The organism is Acidobacteriota bacterium (assembly GCA_026393755.1).
GTDB lineage: Bacteria > Acidobacteriota > Vicinamibacteria > Vicinamibacterales > JAKQTR01 > JBAXOX01.
Genome location: JAPKZO010000032.1, coordinates 159,978 through 177,528 on the forward strand (window position 1 = coordinate 159,978; position 17,551 = coordinate 177,528).

The 17,551-nt window shown below is 65.4% G+C and carries 16 protein-coding genes; 4 read left to right on the top strand and 12 right to left on the bottom strand.

From position 1 onward, the window contains the following. Nucleotide 1 precedes the first annotated feature (1 nt). Both NTV05_14350 and NTV05_14355 read left to right on the top strand, forming a co-directional pair. Complete coding sequence (locus NTV05_14350; GenBank protein ID MCX6545578.1) at nucleotides 2-1,156, top strand: MFS transporter; 1,155 nt, start codon at nucleotides 2-4, stop codon at nucleotides 1,154-1,156. A gap of 77 nt (nucleotides 1,157-1,233) precedes the next feature. Next, nucleotides 1,234-1,989, top strand: a complete 756-nt coding sequence (locus NTV05_14355) for a rhomboid family intramembrane serine protease (protein MCX6545579.1) — start codon at nucleotides 1,234-1,236, stop codon at nucleotides 1,987-1,989. A 32-nt stretch (nucleotides 1,990-2,021) separates the two neighbouring features. Here the strand turns inward: NTV05_14355 and NTV05_14360 are convergent, their stop codons facing one another. Both NTV05_14360 and NTV05_14365 read right to left on the bottom strand, forming a co-directional pair. Next, nucleotides 2,022-2,813, bottom strand: a complete 792-nt coding sequence (locus NTV05_14360) for an SDR family oxidoreductase (protein ID MCX6545580.1) — start codon at nucleotides 2,811-2,813, stop codon at nucleotides 2,022-2,024. Between the two features lie 103 nt (nucleotides 2,814-2,916). Beyond that, entirely contained in the window at nucleotides 2,917-3,279 is a 363-nt protein-coding gene (locus NTV05_14365) for a cupin domain-containing protein (protein MCX6545581.1), read from the bottom strand. A gap of 209 nt (nucleotides 3,280-3,488) precedes the next feature. On the opposite strand from NTV05_14365, the gene NTV05_14370 reads away from it, so the two are divergent. Further along, complete coding sequence (locus tag NTV05_14370; GenBank protein MCX6545582.1) at nucleotides 3,489-5,624, top strand: dehydrogenase E1 component subunit alpha/beta; 2,136 nt, start codon at nucleotides 3,489-3,491, stop codon at nucleotides 5,622-5,624. Between the two features lie 17 nt (nucleotides 5,625-5,641). On the opposite strand, the gene NTV05_14375 is transcribed toward NTV05_14370, so the two are convergent. The 3 genes from NTV05_14375 to atpB form a co-directional block, all read right to left on the bottom strand. After that, the gene (locus NTV05_14375; protein ID MCX6545583.1) at nucleotides 5,642-6,556 is read right to left on the bottom strand and encodes a DMT family transporter; all 915 of its coding nucleotides are present in this window, start codon (nucleotides 6,554-6,556) and stop codon (nucleotides 5,642-5,644) included. An 89-nt stretch (nucleotides 6,557-6,645) separates the two neighbouring features. Beyond that, the gene (locus tag NTV05_14380; protein ID MCX6545584.1) at nucleotides 6,646-6,993 is read right to left on the bottom strand and encodes an ATP synthase F0 subunit C; all 348 of its coding nucleotides are present in this window, start codon (nucleotides 6,991-6,993) and stop codon (nucleotides 6,646-6,648) included. A gap of 37 nt (nucleotides 6,994-7,030) precedes the next feature. Then, on the bottom strand, nucleotides 7,031-7,840 hold the full coding sequence (gene atpB, locus NTV05_14385; GenBank protein ID MCX6545585.1) for a F0F1 ATP synthase subunit A: 810 nt from the start codon (nucleotides 7,838-7,840) through the stop codon (nucleotides 7,031-7,033). Between the two features lie 126 nt (nucleotides 7,841-7,966). On the opposite strand from atpB, the gene NTV05_14390 reads away from it, so the two are divergent. Next, nucleotides 7,967-8,746: a hypothetical protein gene (locus NTV05_14390; GenBank protein ID MCX6545586.1), complete on the top strand. Its 780-nt coding sequence runs from the start codon at nucleotides 7,967-7,969 to the stop codon at nucleotides 8,744-8,746. Here NTV05_14390 and NTV05_14395 read toward each other — a convergent pair. The 7 genes from NTV05_14395 to NTV05_14425 all read right to left on the bottom strand — a co-directional run bounded on the left by NTV05_14395 (nucleotide 8,743) and on the right by NTV05_14425 (nucleotide 17,511). Next, a complete protein-coding gene (locus NTV05_14395; protein ID MCX6545587.1) occupies nucleotides 8,743-10,197 on the bottom strand; it encodes an MBOAT family protein in 1,455 nt (484 codons plus the stop codon). The genes NTV05_14390 and NTV05_14395 overlap by 4 nt on opposite strands. Further along, nucleotides 10,197-11,330: a hypothetical protein gene (locus tag NTV05_14400; GenBank protein MCX6545588.1), complete on the bottom strand. Its 1,134-nt coding sequence runs from the start codon at nucleotides 11,328-11,330 to the stop codon at nucleotides 10,197-10,199. Before NTV05_14400 ends, NTV05_14395 begins: the two co-directional genes overlap by 1 nt. 19 nt (nucleotides 11,331-11,349) lie before the next feature. Further along, nucleotides 11,350-11,814 carry a hypothetical protein gene (locus NTV05_14405; protein ID MCX6545589.1) on the bottom strand — a complete coding sequence of 155 codons (465 nt, stop codon included), beginning with the start codon at nucleotides 11,812-11,814 and terminating at the stop codon, nucleotides 11,350-11,352. After that, the gene (locus NTV05_14410; protein MCX6545590.1) at nucleotides 11,811-12,137 is read right to left on the bottom strand and encodes an AtpZ/AtpI family protein; all 327 of its coding nucleotides are present in this window, start codon (nucleotides 12,135-12,137) and stop codon (nucleotides 11,811-11,813) included. The genes NTV05_14405 and NTV05_14410 overlap by 4 nt, the downstream gene beginning before the upstream one ends. 99 nt (nucleotides 12,138-12,236) lie before the next feature. Continuing rightward, complete coding sequence (locus NTV05_14415; GenBank protein MCX6545591.1) at nucleotides 12,237-14,177, bottom strand: hypothetical protein; 1,941 nt, start codon at nucleotides 14,175-14,177, stop codon at nucleotides 12,237-12,239. A gap of 101 nt (nucleotides 14,178-14,278) precedes the next feature. Continuing rightward, nucleotides 14,279-15,754, bottom strand: coding sequence for an NADH-quinone oxidoreductase subunit N (locus tag NTV05_14420; protein MCX6545592.1), 1,476 nt, complete (start codon nucleotides 15,752-15,754; stop codon nucleotides 14,279-14,281). Further along, nucleotides 15,754-17,511, bottom strand: a complete 1,758-nt coding sequence (locus NTV05_14425) for an NADH-quinone oxidoreductase subunit M (protein ID MCX6545593.1) — start codon at nucleotides 17,509-17,511, stop codon at nucleotides 15,754-15,756. Before NTV05_14425 ends, NTV05_14420 begins: the two co-directional genes overlap by 1 nt. Nucleotides 17,512-17,551: the final 40 nt, after the last annotated feature.

Here is a 17,551-nt window from a genome sequence, read left to right on the forward strand (position 1 = left end):
GATGGGCGAACGTGAATCGCTCAATCCAACCGTCTACCGGATGGCGAGCGCGCACTTCGTCGCCGACGCCTACTCCAATCTGTATGTGCCCCTCCTGCCGGCACTGATCTCCCGCCTGGGGCTCTCGCTCGCGGCAGCCGGCATGATGGTCATGGTGTACCAACTCGCGACCTCGGTCACGCAACTGGGGTTTGGCCGGCTGGCGGATCGCTGGAATCCGCGCGTGCTGCTGGTGGCTGGCCCGCTCCTGTCGGTGGCGGTGCTGAGCCTGATAGGCCTCGCCTGGTCGCCCGGAACACTGGCGGCCTGCCTCGTCATCGGCGGACTGGGCGGCGCGGCTTTCCATCCCACGGCCGCTGCCGTCGTCAATCGTCTTGGCGGCAGTCGGCGAGGGCTGGCCATGGCCATTCACATTACGGGCGGATCGATCGGCTACTCGCTGGGACCGATGGTGTTCGCGCCATACGTCGATCGTTTCGGACTGGGATGGACGCCGTGGCTGGCCATCCCCGGACTGATCCTGCTCGGCTTCGTGCTGGCCGGCATGCCGCCGATCAAGCCGTTCGGTGGTCATGGGCCGAGTGGATTCCGGCAACTACGGCCATTTGCACGACCGTTGTTCTTTCTGTACGCCATCGTCGTGCTGAGAACGCTCACCTCGATGGGCTTCGCGACGTTCATGCCCGTGCTGTTGACCCGGCGGGGATGGTCGGTTGGGATGGCTGGCGTGGCGATCTCTGTCTACCTGTTTACGGGAAGCGTCGGTGGATTCCTTGGTGGACCGCTCTCGGATCGGTTCGGAGCGAAGCGGATTATTGGCGCGTCGCTGCTGGTGGCCGTGCCCTTCCTGGCGCTGGCGCCCTCGATGTCAGGCGGGTGGTTTGTCGTGATGATGGCGGTTGGCGGATTCTTTCTGAATTCCACGCTCCCGGTCAATGTGACCTTCGCCCACCAACTCGCACCGGTCAGCGCGGCCACGGTGTCGTCGCTCATGATGGGGGTGGCGTGGGGCACCGGCGGCCTCAGCGTGCCCGTGGTTGGAGCCCTGGCGGATCGGTTCGGGATTGAACCCACACTGACGTGGCTGGCGCTGGTTCCGCTGGCCGGCGCGGTCTGCGCATGGCCCCTGCCTCAAGGCTCCGGGCATGACGCGTAACCCGCGCCCGGCCACACGTGGGACTGTCTCGAAATCGGGTCACGCGGATCAGGGCGGTGGTATCGTTGGAGTCTAAGATGAGTCCGCCTTCTTCACCGTACGCCACGTATAGTTTCGGACCCGGCAGGCTGACGCCAGCGGTCAAGGCGCTGATCCTCGCCAACGTGGCGGGATATCTGGCGACGCTGATGGCGCCGTCGTTGACGCTGTCGCTGGGACTGATCCCGGCGATGGTCGTCGAACGCCTCTGGTTCTGGCAGCCCGTCACCTACATGTTCCAGCACGGAGGGCTGTTCCATCTGCTCTTCAACATGCTGGCGCTGTGGATGTTTGGCGTCGAACTGGAACGCCTGTGGGGCACGCGCTTCTTCACGACGTACTACGCGGTCGCCGGGATCGGCGCCGCCCTTACGACGATACTCGCGTCGTTGCTGCCGTTCGGATTTGCCGAAGCGCTGTATGTGTCGGTGACCGTGGGGGCGTCAGGTGCGATCTACGGCCTGCTGCTCGCGTATGCGCTGACCTATCCGAATCGCCCGATCTACCTCTACATGGTGTTTCCGATCCCGGCGAAGGTGTTCGTGCTCATCATCGGGGTCATTTCGTTCCTGTCGTCGATCAGCGGATCGCAGTCGGGCGTGGCGCATGCGACGCATCTCGGCGGGATTGCCGCCGGTTATTTCTACCTGGTGTGGCGGCGAGGCACGGTGGGATCGCAGGTGCGCTCGCAGCTCCTGCGCTGGCGGTTGAACAGGCTGCGAAAGCGCTTCGAGGTGCACGACGGCGGGCGCCGGTCCGACAGGGGCCCTGGCCCGGACCGCTGGGTGCACTAAGCGAAGCTGGGGTCAGACCGCGACGTCGCTCCCTACAGCGTGCCCCGGACGTAGCCGCCGTCGACGAGCATCGTGGATCCGGTGATGTAGCTGCCGCGCTCGGACGCCAGGAACACGACGACGCTGGCAAACTCCGCAGGCTCGGCCATACGGCCGAGCGGAATGTTCGAGACCGCCCGACGCTCAACCGCCTCGGCCGTCACGCCTTCGCGCCGCGCGGTGGCTTCGGCCAATTCAATCACGCGGTCGGTCCGCGTGTAGCCTGGCGCCACGCAATTCACCAGGATGCCATCACGCGCCAGTTCGTTGGCCAGCGTCTTCGACAGCCCCGCCACGGCCGGTCGCAGCGCGTTCGACAGGACGAGTCCAGGCACGGGTTGTTTCGACGAGATCGACGTGACGTTGATGATGCGCCCGCCGCCGCGTTGTTTCATGTGTGGCACAGCGGCATGGCAGAGATGCACGACGCTCATCAGTACTTCGTCGATCGCCTCTCGCCAGTCGGCCTCGCAGAGCGCATTGAACAGCCCGGGCTTCGGTCCGCCAGAGTTGGTCACGAGAATGTCCAGGCCGCCGAAGTGCTGGACGGTCTGCTGGACCAGGCGTTCGACGTCCGCGCGGCGCGATAGATCAGCCGCAACGGCAAAGACGTCGCCACCGGTCGCACCGGCGACCTCCGCAGCAGCCGCCTCGAGTGTCGGCATGTGCCGCGCGCACATGGCAACGCGCGCGCCTTCCGCGGCGAGCGCCAGCGCCGCCGCCTTGCCCAATCCCTTGCTGGCCGCGCAGACCAGCGCAATCTTCCCGTTGAGCCCAGTATCCATAACGTTGCCTCGTCTGCTTGGTTCCCGCATCCCCGCCTGTTTCTTCTTGGTTCGAGGAGCCGTTTCGGAATCCGCCACCCGCCGGCACGGGCGCCCGCGCCGCCTACCGCCCGAAATAATCATCCGTCTTGTCCAGCCAGTCCTGCCGAATCGGGCTGAACACGTCCACTTCGAAGGTCTCCTCGATCGCCTCGGCCGCGTGCGGGACCCGCGACGGAATGTGCAGCACCTCGTCGGCTCGTACGATCGTCTCCTCGCCGTTGATGATGAACCGCAGCGCGCCTCGCAGAATGTAGGTCAACTGCTCGGATTCGTGTTCGTGCCGCGGGACGACGGCCCCCTTCTTCAGGTAGATCTGGGCCAGCATTTCGCGCTCGCCCGTGACGATCTTGCGAGAGATCATCTCGGTGACCTTCTCGAGCGCAATCTCGTCCCACCGGTAGTGCTTCACACCTGGATGCGCCATGGACGCGCCGCTCCTTCCTCCCGAGAACTGTCCGTCGCGCCCGCCCGCCCGCAGGCGTCTGGATCGGGCGGCAGCGCAATCACCGTGGAGGCGCGATTATAGCACCGGGATCCGGATGGTATAATTCCCGCATCCGCAATGAATCCCGCAACGCCGACGTCGAGAGCCCGCGAGGATTTTGAATCGGGCTGGCTCCCACGCGAGGACCAATGATCGAAACGACGACCCCTGTGGTGGCCGCGGCCGCACCCGGCCAGGCGGATCCCGCGTTCGGCCCCGAGGCGCTGCGCCAGGCGTACCGCACGATGTACCTGTCGCGGAAGGTCGACGACAAGGAAATCCAGCTCAAGAACCAGAGTCAGATCTTCTTCCAGATCAGCGGCGCGGGGCACGAGGCCGTGCTCGTCGCGGCCGGGATGTGCCTGAAGCCGTCACACGACTGGTTCTTCCCGTACTATCGCGACCGCGCGCTCTGTCTGATGCTGGGAGTCTCGCCGTATGACATGTTCCTGCAGGCGGTCGGAGCAGCGGACGATCCGGCGTCAGCGGGCCGCCAGATGCCGTCTCACTGGGGCAGCGCGAGGCTGAATATTGTCTCGCAAGGCAGCGCCACAGGCTCACAGTGCCTCCACGCCGTCGGGTGCGCGCAGGCAGGCCTGCTGCTGGGAACCCTGCCCGGCATCGACGACCGCGAACGCTACTTCAGGTCCGACGAGGTCGCCTACGTATCCGTGGGCGACGGCACCACAAGTGAAGGCGAATTCTGGGAGTCGCTGAACTCGGCGTGCACGCTGCGCCTCCCGGTCGTCTATCTCGTCGAGGACAACGGCTGGGCCATATCGGTGCCGGTCGAAGTTCAGACGCCGGGAGGCAGCATCTCCCGGCTCGTCAGCGCCTTTCCTGACCTGCTGGTCGAAACCGTGGACGGCACCGATTTCGTTGAAAGCTACCGGACGCTGTCACGGGCGGTCGTCTACGCCCGCGAGCGCCGCGGTCCGGCGCTGGTCCACGCATCGGTCATCAGGCCGTATTCGCACTCGCTGTCAGACGATGAGCGCTTGTACAAGACGCCGGCGGAGCGCGAGCAGGAAGCGCTGCGCGATCCGGTGAAAAAGATGGCCGCCCGGCTCCTCACACAGGGCATTGTGTCAGAACAGGAACTCGAGGCGATCCACGGCGAAGTGGAGCGCGAAGTGAACGATGCCGCCAAGCGGGCGCTGGCCGCCGCGAAGCCGGCCCGCGAGACCGCCGCGCTGTGGGTGTTTTCCCCGACTGTGGACCCGGCGTCCGACATATTTGCAGGGCCAGTCGAACCGGAGGGCAAGCCGGACACGATGGTGGCGGCGATCAACCGGACACTCAAGGACGAGCTGACGCGCAATCCAAGGATCGTGGTGTTCGGCGAAGACGTCGCGGATTGCAGTCGACCGGCCAGCCTCGAAGAAGTTCAGGGCAAGGGCGGCGTCTTCAAAGTGACGCACGGCCTCCAGCGGATCTTTGGCGCCGATCGAGTATTCAATTCGCCGCTCGCCGAGGCGAACATCATCGGTCGCGCGGTGGGAATGAGCCTGCGCGGACTCAAGCCGGTCGTCGAAATCCAGTTCTTTGACTACATCTGGCCGGCGATGCAGCAACTGCGCGACGAGATGGCGATGATGCGCTACCGGTCTGGCAACACGTGGTCGTGCCCGATGGTGGTACGCGTGCCGATCGGGGGTTACCTGCGCGGCGGCGCGCCGTACCACAGCCAATCGGGCGAGGCCATCTTCGCGCACTCGCCGGGCATCCGCATCGTTTACCCGTCGAACGCGCAGGACGCGGCCGGCCTGCTTCGCACCGCAATACGGTGCGAAGACCCGGTGCTGTTCCTCGAGCACAAACACCTGTACCGGCAGACGTACAACAAGGGCGAGTACCTCGGGCGCGAGCATATGGTTCCGTTCGGCAGGGCGGCGGTCAGACGCGACGGATCGGATGTGGTCGTCTTCACGTGGGGTGCACTCGTGCAGCGCTCGCTGCTGGCGGCTCAGCAGGCCGAGCAGAACGGTGTCAGCGTGGCGGTGGTCGATCTCCGGACGCTGGTGCCCTGCGATTGGGAGACGATCGGCGCCTGGGTCGCGCGGACCAGCCGCGTGGTGGTCGCGCACGAAGAACAGCTCACGTGTGGATTCGGCGCCGAGATCGCTGCCCGCATCGGACAGGATCATTTCCAGCACCTCGACGCCCCCGTCCGGCGCGTCGCGTCGCTCGACACGCCGGTCGCCTACTGCCCCGATCTCGAAGAGGCTATTCTTCCCAACGCGGCGGCCGTGCTCGAGGCGGTTCTCGAGACGGCCCGATACTGACGGCTGACGCCCCTGCCCTACTCCTCGGCCGGCGGATCCGACGCCGCCTGCCGGCGCGTCCCCCGGCGGGTGACGATCACACCGGCAAGAATCGCTGCGGCGCCTCCGACATTCGACATCGTAATCGGCTCGCCGAGGAAGATCGCCGCCACCGTCATGGCGACCAGCGGCGTCACGTTTGAATACACCGATGTCCGGATGTTGCCGATCCGCTGCACGGACGTGTACCAGATCAGATAGGCCACGTTCAGGGCCAGGACCGACGAGAACACGACGGCGGCCCATGCCCAGATGGGGACCCGGCTGATATCCAGCCGAAGCAGCCCCGGGAGCGCAGCCGGAACATAGAGCACCGTGCCGATGGTCATCGTCAGCCCGGTGACGATAAGCGGCGAGAACCTCTCGAGCAGTGATCGGGAACCAACCGTATAGACCGCCCAGCACACAACCGCACCGAGCGTCAGGAAGTCCCCGGCGAGCGACGCACCGCCGAAATGGGCTCCGGTGCCGACCACCAGGTAGATGCCGACCACGGACAACGCGGCGCCCGCACCCTGGACGCGCGAGATCTTCTCGTGGCCGGCGAGTGCACTGGCAAGGGCGACGGCAACCGGCGAACACCCGAGGATCAGAGAACTGTTCGAGGCCGTGGTCCTGGCGAGACCGTCCATGAAGCAGAGCTGGTAGACGAAATGCCCCGCGAAGCCGAAGAAGGCAACCCGCAGCCAGTCCTTCCGGGACAGCGACGGCCACCCTGTTGCGACAATCGCCGCGAGGAACAGCGTCGACGCGACAACGAGGCGGAGCGCGTTGAACGACTGCGGGGGGATTTCGACCAGCGCCGCTTTGACCAGACTGAAATTCCCGCCCCAGATGAGGACCATCAGGAGCAGCAGGCCGTCAAACGGCGTCAGCGTAAACCAGCGGCGCACTATGGGACCACCGACTCGGTCTCGACCGACGGGGCGGGCCGGCCAACGCCGACCCGCCGCCAGACAGAACGACAACGTCGCGACAGAACTCAGGCGCCGAACGGCTTCAGGAAGAACAGAATCAGCGAGACCAGCAGCACGTAGATCACGAGAGACTCGATCAGGACGAGGCCCAGGATCAGGTTGCCGCGGATATCGTTGGTCGCCGCGGGGTTGCGGGCGATCGCCTCGACGGCCGCACTGATGCCCTTACCCTGCGCCAGGGCGCCAACCGCAGCGGCGAACGCCAGTGCAAATCCCGCGGTGATGATTGACCAGCGCGCCACCTCAACGGCTCTGGACGGGGTCGCCGCCCCAGCCTCCTGCGCGTAAAGCGGGCTCGCCGCGCCCAACGCGACCACACACAACAGCAGAACGAGAGCAAATCGCTTCTTCACAACCACAGCCTCCTCAGTAGCTACCAGGGGTTCGCCTTCAGGCCGCCACGCGTTCCGCGTGGTGGGCCGCCTCGTGTCCATGGGCTTCGTCATGTCCGTGCTCGGCCCCCACCGCGCCCCCAAGGTAGATCATCGTCAGCATGACGAAGATGATGGCCTGGAGCACGGCTGTGATGATGGCCAGAGGCATCATCAGGAAGGGCACCACAAACGGCGCGATGCTGAACAGAATCAGAATAACCAGTTCCTCGCCGAAGATATTGCCGAAAAGCCGGAGCGACAGCGACAGCACCCTCGAGAAATGGCTGATGATCTCGATGGGCAGCCAGACGACCGACAGCGACCAGTGTGCGCCTGGCGGCACCGCGAAGTGCTTGAGGTACGACACGATGCCCTGGGCCCTGATGCCCTGGGCGTGATAGTACACCCAGACCGTCACCGCGCACCCGAGCGTCACGTTGATGCTGCTGGTCGGCGCCATGAGCCCGGGAATGAGCCCCATCAGGTTGCCGAACAGGACGAAGATCCCGATCGTGCCCACCAGGGTCAGGTACGTGCGGCCTGTCGGCCCCACCATTTCGTCGAGCATCCCGGCCAGACCACCGACGACGTCTTCGAAGACGATCTGGAGCTTGCCTGGGTTCTCGACGCTCAACCTGGACTTGATGACCAGGGCCAGAATCGCCACTCCGAGCACGATCAGATACACCATCACGATGTAATTCGGGATGGGCTCGGCGGGATTCTGCGCGTGAAACCCCAGCAGGGCCAGTAGTCCGTTCACCAATGGCCCAAAGACGGCGTTGGCCGCTTGGACGATCCAGAGAGTGTGTTCGAGTCTTTCCATATAAAGGTTTAAGGATATCGCATGCTTCCGCGCCAGTAAAGCTCGTGCCAGCAATCGGCGGGGCGGCGGCCGGCTGGCACGGGGCCCGCGGTGGCGCTATACTCGAACCACAGAGGTGCACCACCCATGACATCCTCGCGCCGGCTGACGTACGGACTCGTCGTCTTGCTCGTGCTCGCGGCTGCCTTGCCCGCGAGCGCTGGCGAAGTGTTGTTCTCGATTCGAGACGGGCGGGTGACGCTCGTCGCGCACAACGCGCTCATCAGCGACATTCTGGCGGTGTGGGAAAAGGAAGGCCGCACGAAGATCGTGGCACGGGAGCGGGTGCCTGGCATGGTCACCTCCCTTGAGATCGACAACGAACCTGAGTCGGCCGCACTGGCGACGATCTTGCGCCAGGTCACCGGCTACATCGCGGCCAAACGCGAGGTGGCCCCGGCCGATGCCTCCATCTATCGCTGCATCGTCATCAACCCTGTCCCGGCGCCGGTGTTGGCGACGAAGACCGCGCCGAGTGGGCGGGCGATGGCATCTCCGACGCCATCGATTGGGTACCCACCGCAATCGATGGGCGGAGACTACGGCGCGAACCCGCCGACGTTTGTCCCGGCGACAGACGACGGTGATTACAGCAGCGGCGGGGCGGGACGGCTGCCGATGGCGCCAGGCATGCGTCCTCCCACATTGGCCTCGCCCGCTGGGAGCATCGGGCAACCGCCGTTCAATCCGTACGGGGGAACGATGACGCCGCCAGAGACGCAGCGCCCCACCCAGCCGGCGCTGACGCCCACCTTCCCCGGCCTCGGCACCGGGCTGCCAGGAACCGTCGTTCCCGCGCCCCGACCTCCGGGCACGCCGGGGCAGCCGGTGCAGAAACCGCCCGGTTCGCCGGATCGGAAACTCTAGAACTGGAAGTAGATGAACTTCGATCCTTCGAAGTTCCCGAAGAGCACGATCAGGTAGACGAGCAGCCCGACGACGACCCAGCGCACCGGTCCCGGCCACCGGAACACCACGCCGAGGTTGTCGGCCTTCCATTCCGCAGCCTGAAGCGCCATCAACGGCGCCGCATATGCGAGCAGCGGCCATCCCAGTTTTGCGAGTACGGCGCCGCTGGGATCGAAGCCAGTGAAGATCACCCGCGTCATCGAGACGACTTGTGTCACCGAGGACGCACGGAAGATCAGCCATCCGTAGCAGGTGAGGCCGAACATGCCTGCGATACCCAGTCCTGTCAGGATCGGGCGCGCTTGGCGCCGCCGCGTTCGTCGTCCGCTTGTTGCCAGCTTGAAGGCCACGAGCAGCACGCCTTGGTAAGCACCCCACAGGACGAAGGTCCACGCCGCGCCATGCCAGAGGCCTCCGAGCAGCATCGTGATCATGGTGGCGAACGCGTAGATCCAGACGTCGTCTCGCAGGCCGAACCAGTTGACGCCGTCAAGACGCCTGGAAAACGCATAGCTCAAGGGGAGAAACAGGTAGTCGCGCAGCCAGGCGGACAGACTCATGTGCCAGTTGGCCCAGAATTCCTGGGGCGTCCTGACGAAGTACGGGAAGCGGAAGTTGAGATTGAGCTCGATCCCCATCAGTTTCGACGTGCCGATGGCGATGTCGGAGTATCCCGAGAAGTCGCCGTAGATCTGAAACGCGAACGCCAGCACCGCGAGCACGACCTCGAGTCCGCCCGGGTTCGCGGACCCGGCAAACGTCGCATTGACGAGCGGAGCCAGATTGTCGGCCACGAACATCTTCTTGAAGAACCCGTAGAGGATGAGCCACAGGCCCTCCGCCACCTGGGTCGACGTGACGATTCGCGGCTTCGAGATCTGGGTCAACAGCAGCGACGCCCGCAGGATGGGACCGGCCACCAGGTGCGGAAAGTACGCGACGAACACGCCAAACTCGACAAAGTCGCGTGCGGGCTCGATGGTGCGCCGGTACACGTCGATCACGTAACTCATCGTGATGAACGTGTAGAACGAGATCCCGATGGGCAGGAGCACGCGAAGCGTGAAGAAATCCACCCGGAACCCGAAGACGCCGACGAGCGCGTGCAGGTTCTCGGCGAAGAAGTTGAAGTACTTGAAGAAGCCCAGCATCGAGAGATTGAAGGCCAGGCTCAGGATGAGGGCGGCCTTCCGCTGCCGCGGAACCTGGCGGGCGGCGATATAGCGCCCGCAGAAGAAGTCGACAACCGTCGATGCGAGCAGCAGCCCCAGGAATCGCCAGTCCCATGACGCGTAGAAGTAGTAGCTCGCGGCCAGCAGCAGCCAGTTCTGTCCGCGGTGCGGCAGGTGCCGGTACAGCGCGTAGACCGCCACGAAGAAGACGATGAAGTGGACCGAGTTGAAGACCATCAGCGCGCGCCCTCGGCTGAAGGAACCAGCCCGGCCGATTCAAGAAAGACCCTGAGCGCTTCCGCGATCGCCTCATGGCCGCGCGGCGTGAAGTGTGCGGTGTCCGTGAAGTAGACATCGCCGCCCCGCGACGCCTCACGCAGGGCGGGAAGCGTGTCCAACGTCGGCAACTTGAGGTCCGACAGCGTCGTCTTGAACCGCTCGGTCGCGCCGTCCCTCAGCAGCGTCTGACCCGCCTCGGCCACGCCTTTCTCCTGATAGCGGAAATCATCGTCATCAACCTGGAAGCGCGCCGGAAAGAGGACGAGCGCGGTCTTCGCGTGTTGCGCGGATGCCACCGCGGTCATCCTGGACACGGACTCGCGAATCAGGCCAAGTCCTTCGTCGACTTCCGGCGGCGGCTGCTGCAGATAGGCCCTGAGCGGCGGGTACACATCGGGGGTACGGCCGAAGTGGCCGACGAGCGTCAACACGCGAAGCCGTACGATTTGCAGCACCATGCTCCGCCGCACGAGGCGGCGCGCCCATACGCCAATCGTCTCTGCAGCCGGCGCAACCCCCGATTCGCTCGCCGGGACTCCGGCCAGTCGATAGGCGGACGCCCGGGCCTGCATCACGTCGTTGCCCGGGTACAGCCCGATCAGCACGACGTCAGGGTCGAAGGCCCTCGCGACGTAGTTGTAGAAAAGGTACTTCTCCACGGGTCCATAGCCCTGAACGCCTGCGTTGATGACGCGGTAGTGAAGACCCCCACCGGAATGCGTGGCGTTCAGTCGAGCCTCGAGCAGCTTGCAGAAGGTCTGGCTCGACTCCACCTGTACCGCCATGACGAGCGAATCGCCCAGCACGAGGATGCGGCGCTCATTGAGCGCCTTCGGCCCGATCTCCGCGTCTCGGACGCCCTGCCCGTTGATGGAAATCGTGGTCTCGTACTCGGAGGTGCGAAATCGCGTCTGCGCGCCCGGCCGGAGCCGGTGGCCAATGCGTGGATCCGTCATGAAGAGCCGCTGGAATTCGGGCGCGGCCTCGGATCCGCCGGCCAGCCGGAGCGCAATCTCGAACGTCGCGAATTCGCAGGCCACGATGGCCGCGATGACGAACCATCGTGATTTGAGGACGACTCTGGGGCGCATCAATGGACCGGGCTTAAGGTTACCACGATCGTTTCTGCGGCTGGCGGACGAGCCTGACGGCTTCGATCGCGATGGCAACGACTGGAACGGTCACGCCGACGAACAGCCCAATCGGATCGGCGCGCAGCGGACCGAGCGCAACAACCGCTACCGCCGCGACGAGGGCGTACCGACTGACGAACCTGACCGTCGCCCGCGTGATTGCGCGCCGCGCGTTCGGCGGCGGCGCACTGTCCTCTCCGGCCGGAGGGGCCGCCCGCCAGATGCTGGCGTCCACCATCGACCGGACCGCCGCGTACCCGATTGCCATCATCCCGGCGCCGGCCAGCACGCCGTACGCCAGGCCGGGACGGCCGCGGTCAACGACCAGTGCCCCGAGAATGGCGACAACACAGATCACGGCCGTATCGCGTTTGATGCGGCGCAACGAATCATCGCGTTCGCGGTACTTGCCCATGGAGACTGCGTCGGCAGGGACGCTCACTGCTCGCGCTGCCCATCCTCATCGACCGGTGTCGCTGGCGGCAACTCCGCCGGCGGCGCCCCGTCTGCGCTGTCCCGAGCCGGCGGCGTCGTGCCGGGAGGAAACGCCTGCGACACGGTACGGAAGACATTGAGAACGCCTGCAGCCAGGCCCAGGAAGAAACCTAAGATCGTCAGCACTGGTCCCGTGTGCAACCACGCGTCCAGCCTGTTGCCGATCCAGAACCCCATGACCAGCGCAAGCACGAACGACAGCCCGACCGTGCTCAGCGCGCCGGCCGAGCGAAGGGCCTCCCGGCTGTTCTTCATCGAACGATTGGTCATCGGTCAGGACCCGGACAGAAACAAGTGTCGCACAGATGCTCCGTTCCTCGTCCCCGGAGCGCCGAACTCCACGTCCGGGCCGCGCGAATCCGGGCACGTTCAGGCGGGTGGCAGGATCACCGGCGGCAATTCGACGAACACATTGACGAGCGTCGCCACGCCGACCCACGCGACACCCAGACATACGATCCCCGCAGCCAGCCTGAGCGGCAGATGGCGCGAGTCGAATCCCCGGGCGATGGCAAGCCCCCCGGCCAGTGCGACAAACGGCTGCATGGCCAGCGTGGCCCGCACCTCAAGCGGCGTGACTATGCCCAGAACCGCAAATACGGCGCACACCATCAGCCAGCCCCACATGGCCAGCGTGAGCGCGTCGCGCCGCTTCTCTCGAACGAAGACGAATACGCCCGCCGCGGCAGCCGCCAGCAACGCGTACGAGTAGCTCCACAACAGGAATCGGAAGAAGGTCGCGACCCGCCCACCCTGCTGTGACACGGTCGGCACCATCGATCGCCGCGAGGTTTCGCCCGCGAGGATCCGGTGGACGGTCGTCTCGTACACGGTCTGGAAATGCTGGTAGTAGAGGAGGTACGACGCGACGATCGCGAGCCCCAGCGCGAAGGCAAACCAGCCGCGCGCCGCCTTCACGTCACGCCCGGTGCCGAACGACCAGGCGGCAACGACGCCCGCCGCCAGTACCGGGCCGAGGAGCGCCGTGCCGAAGTGGGACATGAAGCCACCTGCCAGCAGGAGCGACACCACGGTCGACCAGAGCCAGGCTGGGCGGGATCCGACCAGGCACACCCCGAACAGCACCGCCGCCGAGACGACACTCTGCGCGAATGCGTTGCTCAGATTGCCCGTCGCCATCGTCTGGACGCCAACCGGAGCCAGCATATAGAAGAGCGCGGCGGCGCAGGCCGCACTCGGGAGACGCCAGATCCGCAGACCCGCAAACAGAATCGCCAGGGCCGCGATCGCATCCGCGACAAGCCCGATGCCCCTCAGCAGTCCGACGTGATTGGCAATCGCTTTCCAGAACGGCACGGCCAGCACGAACATCCCGGGCGCGTACGGGAATTCGAAGTACGGGGGTGGCGTCACCGATGTAAAGAAGAAGTTGCCGGCAGCCACGTAGTCGGCGCGGTGCGCCTGGAACATGCTGTCGCCGATCGGCGCGTTGGGGTGCAGGAACAGGACGAGCCGCAAGAGGGTGATGACGACGATCAAGAAGACGGTCGTCGGTACGAGGCGTGTCCGAGCGTGCCGCCTGGCGGCAGACCGTGCGCCGATCACCGCGCCGGCAACGAGCGCCCACACGGCCAGCGGCGCGAACGCGTCCGAGAAGTCACACAGGAACGCCGCATCGCGCACGAGCAGCCACGCGTGCCAGCCCGTGGTGGCTACGGCCGCCCCCACAATCACCGGCCACGAGCATCCCGCGACCGCCGCGCCTGCGCCGTAGAATGCCGCGGCCGCGACCGACTGCCCGAGTGCTCTTGTCGGCAGCGGGAACCGGCCCGTCTCGGGCGCGAGCGCGAACGCCTCGACGATGAACCCGAGTGTCCGCTTGTCCTGGGGTCCGGGCACGAACGTTCGTGCCGCCGTCATCGTGACCGAGGCGGTGTCGCGCGTGGCCGGCGGAATCTCGACCGCGATCGCCATTCGATGATCGAGCAGGTCGAAGGGGATGGGACGCCTGGCGCCGTCGACCAGCAGTTCAACTGGCAGCGGGGCCGACGGTCCGCCTCTCGCCACGATCGTCAGCCGATAGCCGACGTGGCGATCCAGCCGCCGCACGCTGACGACCGCGGACCTTCGTGTCCACGCGAACGCCGGCACGCTCTCGGGGTACTCCACGGGGTAGAATCCGCCGGTCTTGAACCAAGCCGGCGAGGTCGAGAGCCAGTCGTTGCCTTCCGAGACCGATCGCACCAGCTCCCGTGGACCGGCGGCATACCACCAGGCCGTTGGCACGGCCAGTCCAATCAGGGCCGAGAGCGCCGTAGCTCCCACGACGCGTACAAGCCAGCCCCGCATGCTTCGCCTCATCTGTGATTCCGGAGACTTGCGCGCTGAGTGCGCGTCGATTCCGGGCCGACGTCCCCCCCGGGCGGGCCGACGCACGGTCGTGAATCGCCCTAGAACGACGTCGCCGTGGCGGCGACCACGCCGAGCGTCCTGGCCGACGCCTCGGCCAGCTCAAAGAGCGGCCGCGGGTAGACTCCCAGGATGATCGTGGCGGCCAGCGCCACCACCAGCACCGCCGCGAGCGCGGGGGCCGGTCTCGGATCAGAGCCGGTGGGATCGCCCTTCATGAACATGAACACGACGATACGAAGGTAGTAGTAGAGCGAGATGGCGCTGTTGAGGACGCCGATGACGGCGAGCCAGTAGTACTGCGCGTCGATGGCCGCGCTGAACAGCCAGAACTTGCCCATGAACCCGGCGGTCGGCGGAATGCCCCCCAGCGACAGCATGAAGATCAGCATGGCCAGGGCGCCGAACGGCTGCCGCGCAAACAGGCCGCTCAGATCCTTGAGTTCGTCGCCGATGGCGTCGGCTCGGCGCATCATGATGACGACGGCGAAGGCGCCGATCTGCATGAAGGCGTAGACCGCCAGGTAGATCATCATCGCCGTGACGCCGCGCGGCGTACCGGCGACGACGCCGATCAACAGGTACCCGGCGTGCGCGATCGACGAGTACGCCAGCATGCGCTTGATGTTGGTCTGCGTCAGCGCGGCGACGTTGCCCACTGTCATCGTGACGATCGCCATGGCGTAGAACAGCATCTTCCAGTCGTCGGCCATCGATGGGACGCCTTCGAAGAAGATCCTGAGCAGCATGGCGAACGAGGCCGCCTTTGATCCGACCGAGAGGAAGGCGGTAATCGGCGTCGGCGCGCCCTCGTACACGTCCGGCGCCCACATATGGAACGGCACCGCCGCGATCTTGAAACCCATGCCGGCGACCACGAGGATGACCGCCAGGACGAGCCACGGATCGCGGCCGTGCTCGGCGATCTTGATGGCGAGCACGTGCAGGTTGGTGGTGCCAGACATCCCGTACAGCAGGGACATCCCGTACAGCAGCAGTCCAAGCGAGAACGTGCCCAGGAGGAAGTACTTGACCGCCGCTTCGTTCGACAGGCGGTTGGACTTGAGCATCCCGGCCAGGATGTAGAACGCGATCGCCATCGTCTCGAGGCCGATGAAGAGCGTGATCAGGTCCGTGCCGCCTGCCATGAACATCATGCCGATCGTCGCGCACAGCACCATGAACACGTACTCGCCGTGCCGGGTCCCCTCGATGTCGAGGTACCGCACCGACATCAGCAGCGTCAGCGCCGCCGAGAGCAGGAAGATCGCCTTGAAGAACGTGCCGAACGCGTCGACGGCGACCACGCCGTGGGCGAGGCTCACAGGCGGCCCGCCGGCCACCGACGCGAGCGTGATCCCGGACGCCGCCAGCGCCGCGATGCCGAGCCACGACATGATCCGCTGATGCGGCCGCGGAATGAACGTGTTCACCACGAGCAGCACGAGCGTGGCGCCGGTGAGCACCAGCTCCGGCAGCAGGTAGTAGAGATCCGAGGTCGAGAACCAGGCTGGCATCAGTCGCGCCCTCCTGTCGGGCTCCCCTCGGGGCCCGGCCCCGGTTTCTTCGTTGCCCCCTTCGACTCGGACCCTTTCGCAGACTCGTTCAGGGCCGGGACTGAAGCCTTGGGCTCGCTCGGGGCCGGTTTGGCGGCCGTCCCGGCGGCGGCATCGCACGGCGCCATCGACACAAACGGGTTGGCGGGCTTGGCGGCCGGTGTCTCGCCGCAGTCATTCGGCTTCGCCGCCGCCTTCGCCACCGCGGGTGCCGCATACGCCGAGTTCAGCCTTGCGATGACGGTCTTGACCGTCGGGTCAATCTTCTCGAGGAACGGCGTCGGATAGATGCCAATCCACACGGCCAGAATGATGAGCGGCGCGAAGGTCATGAACTCGCGGAAATTCAGGTCCAGCAGTTTCTCGTTCTTCGGATTCTCGATCTTGCCGAACATCGTCCGCTGATACAGCCACAGCATGTACGCCGCGCCCAGCACAACGCCGCTTCCCGCCAGCGTCGCCCAGAGCATGCCGTGTCCGGGCACCATGAAGACCCCCGCCAGGATCAGGAACTCGCCGATGAACCCGTTCAGCGTCGGCAACCCGATCGACGACATCGTCATGATCATGAAGATCGCGGCGTAGATGGGCATCACCTTCGACAGCCCGCCGTACTCGGAGATCTGGCGCGTGTGCCGCCGTTCGTAGACGACGCCGACGAGCAGGAAAAGGGCGCCGGTCGAAATGCCGTGGTTAAGCTGCTGGATAATGCTGCCGGCCATGCCGACCGGATTGAGCGCGAACATGCCCAGCGTCACCATGCCCATGTGGCTGACGCTGGAGTACGCGACCAGCCGCTTCCAGTCCTTCTGCGCCATCGCCACCAGCCCACCATAGATGATGCCGATGATCGAAAGCGTCACCATCATCGGCACGAACGTGCGGGATGCGTCGGGCAGGATCGGCAGGCTGAACCGGATGAAGCCGTACGTGCCCATCTTCAGGAGGATGGCCGCCAGAATCACGGACCCGGCCGTTGGCGCGTCGGTGTGCGCATCAGGCAACCAGGTGTGGAACGGGAACATCGGGACCTTGATGGAGAACCCGAGGAAGAATGCCAGGAACAGCCACCACTGCAGGCCGGTGGGAATGTTCGCCGCTTGATACTTCGTGATGTCGAACGACCAGACCTGCGTCACTTCGTGATAGTGGAAGTAGAGCGCCAGAATGCCGAGCAGCATGACCACGCTGCCGACCAGCGTGTACAGGAAGAACTTGATCGCCGAGTAGAGCCGCCGATCGCTGCCCCAGATGCCGATCAGGAAGTACATCGGCACCAGCATCACTTCCCAGAACAGGAAGAACAGCAGGAAGTCCAGCGAGATGAAGGCGCCAATCATCCCGCTCTGGAGGACGAGCAGGAAGATGTAGTACTCCTTGACCCGCTCGGTGATGGCCGTCCACGACGACAGGATGGCGATGACGCCCATCAGTGTCGTCAGCAGGATCAGCAGCACGCTGAACCCGTCCACGCCCAGGAAGTACTCCGCCCCGATCGACGGAATCCAGGGGCACCGCTCGACGAACTGGAACTGCGCGCCAGCCGGGTTGTACGCGAACCACAGCGGCAGCGACACCACGAACCCGATGAACGCGACGATGTTCGCGATCCACCGGATGAGGTTCGTCTGCTGCCGGCTCACGAACAACAGCAGCACAGCCCCGAGAAGCGGGGTGAACAGAATGATCGAGAGAAGATGGGAGTTGGCGTCGTTCACTGCTGCCGTCCTGGATTAAGGGTCACCCGAATCAACATCC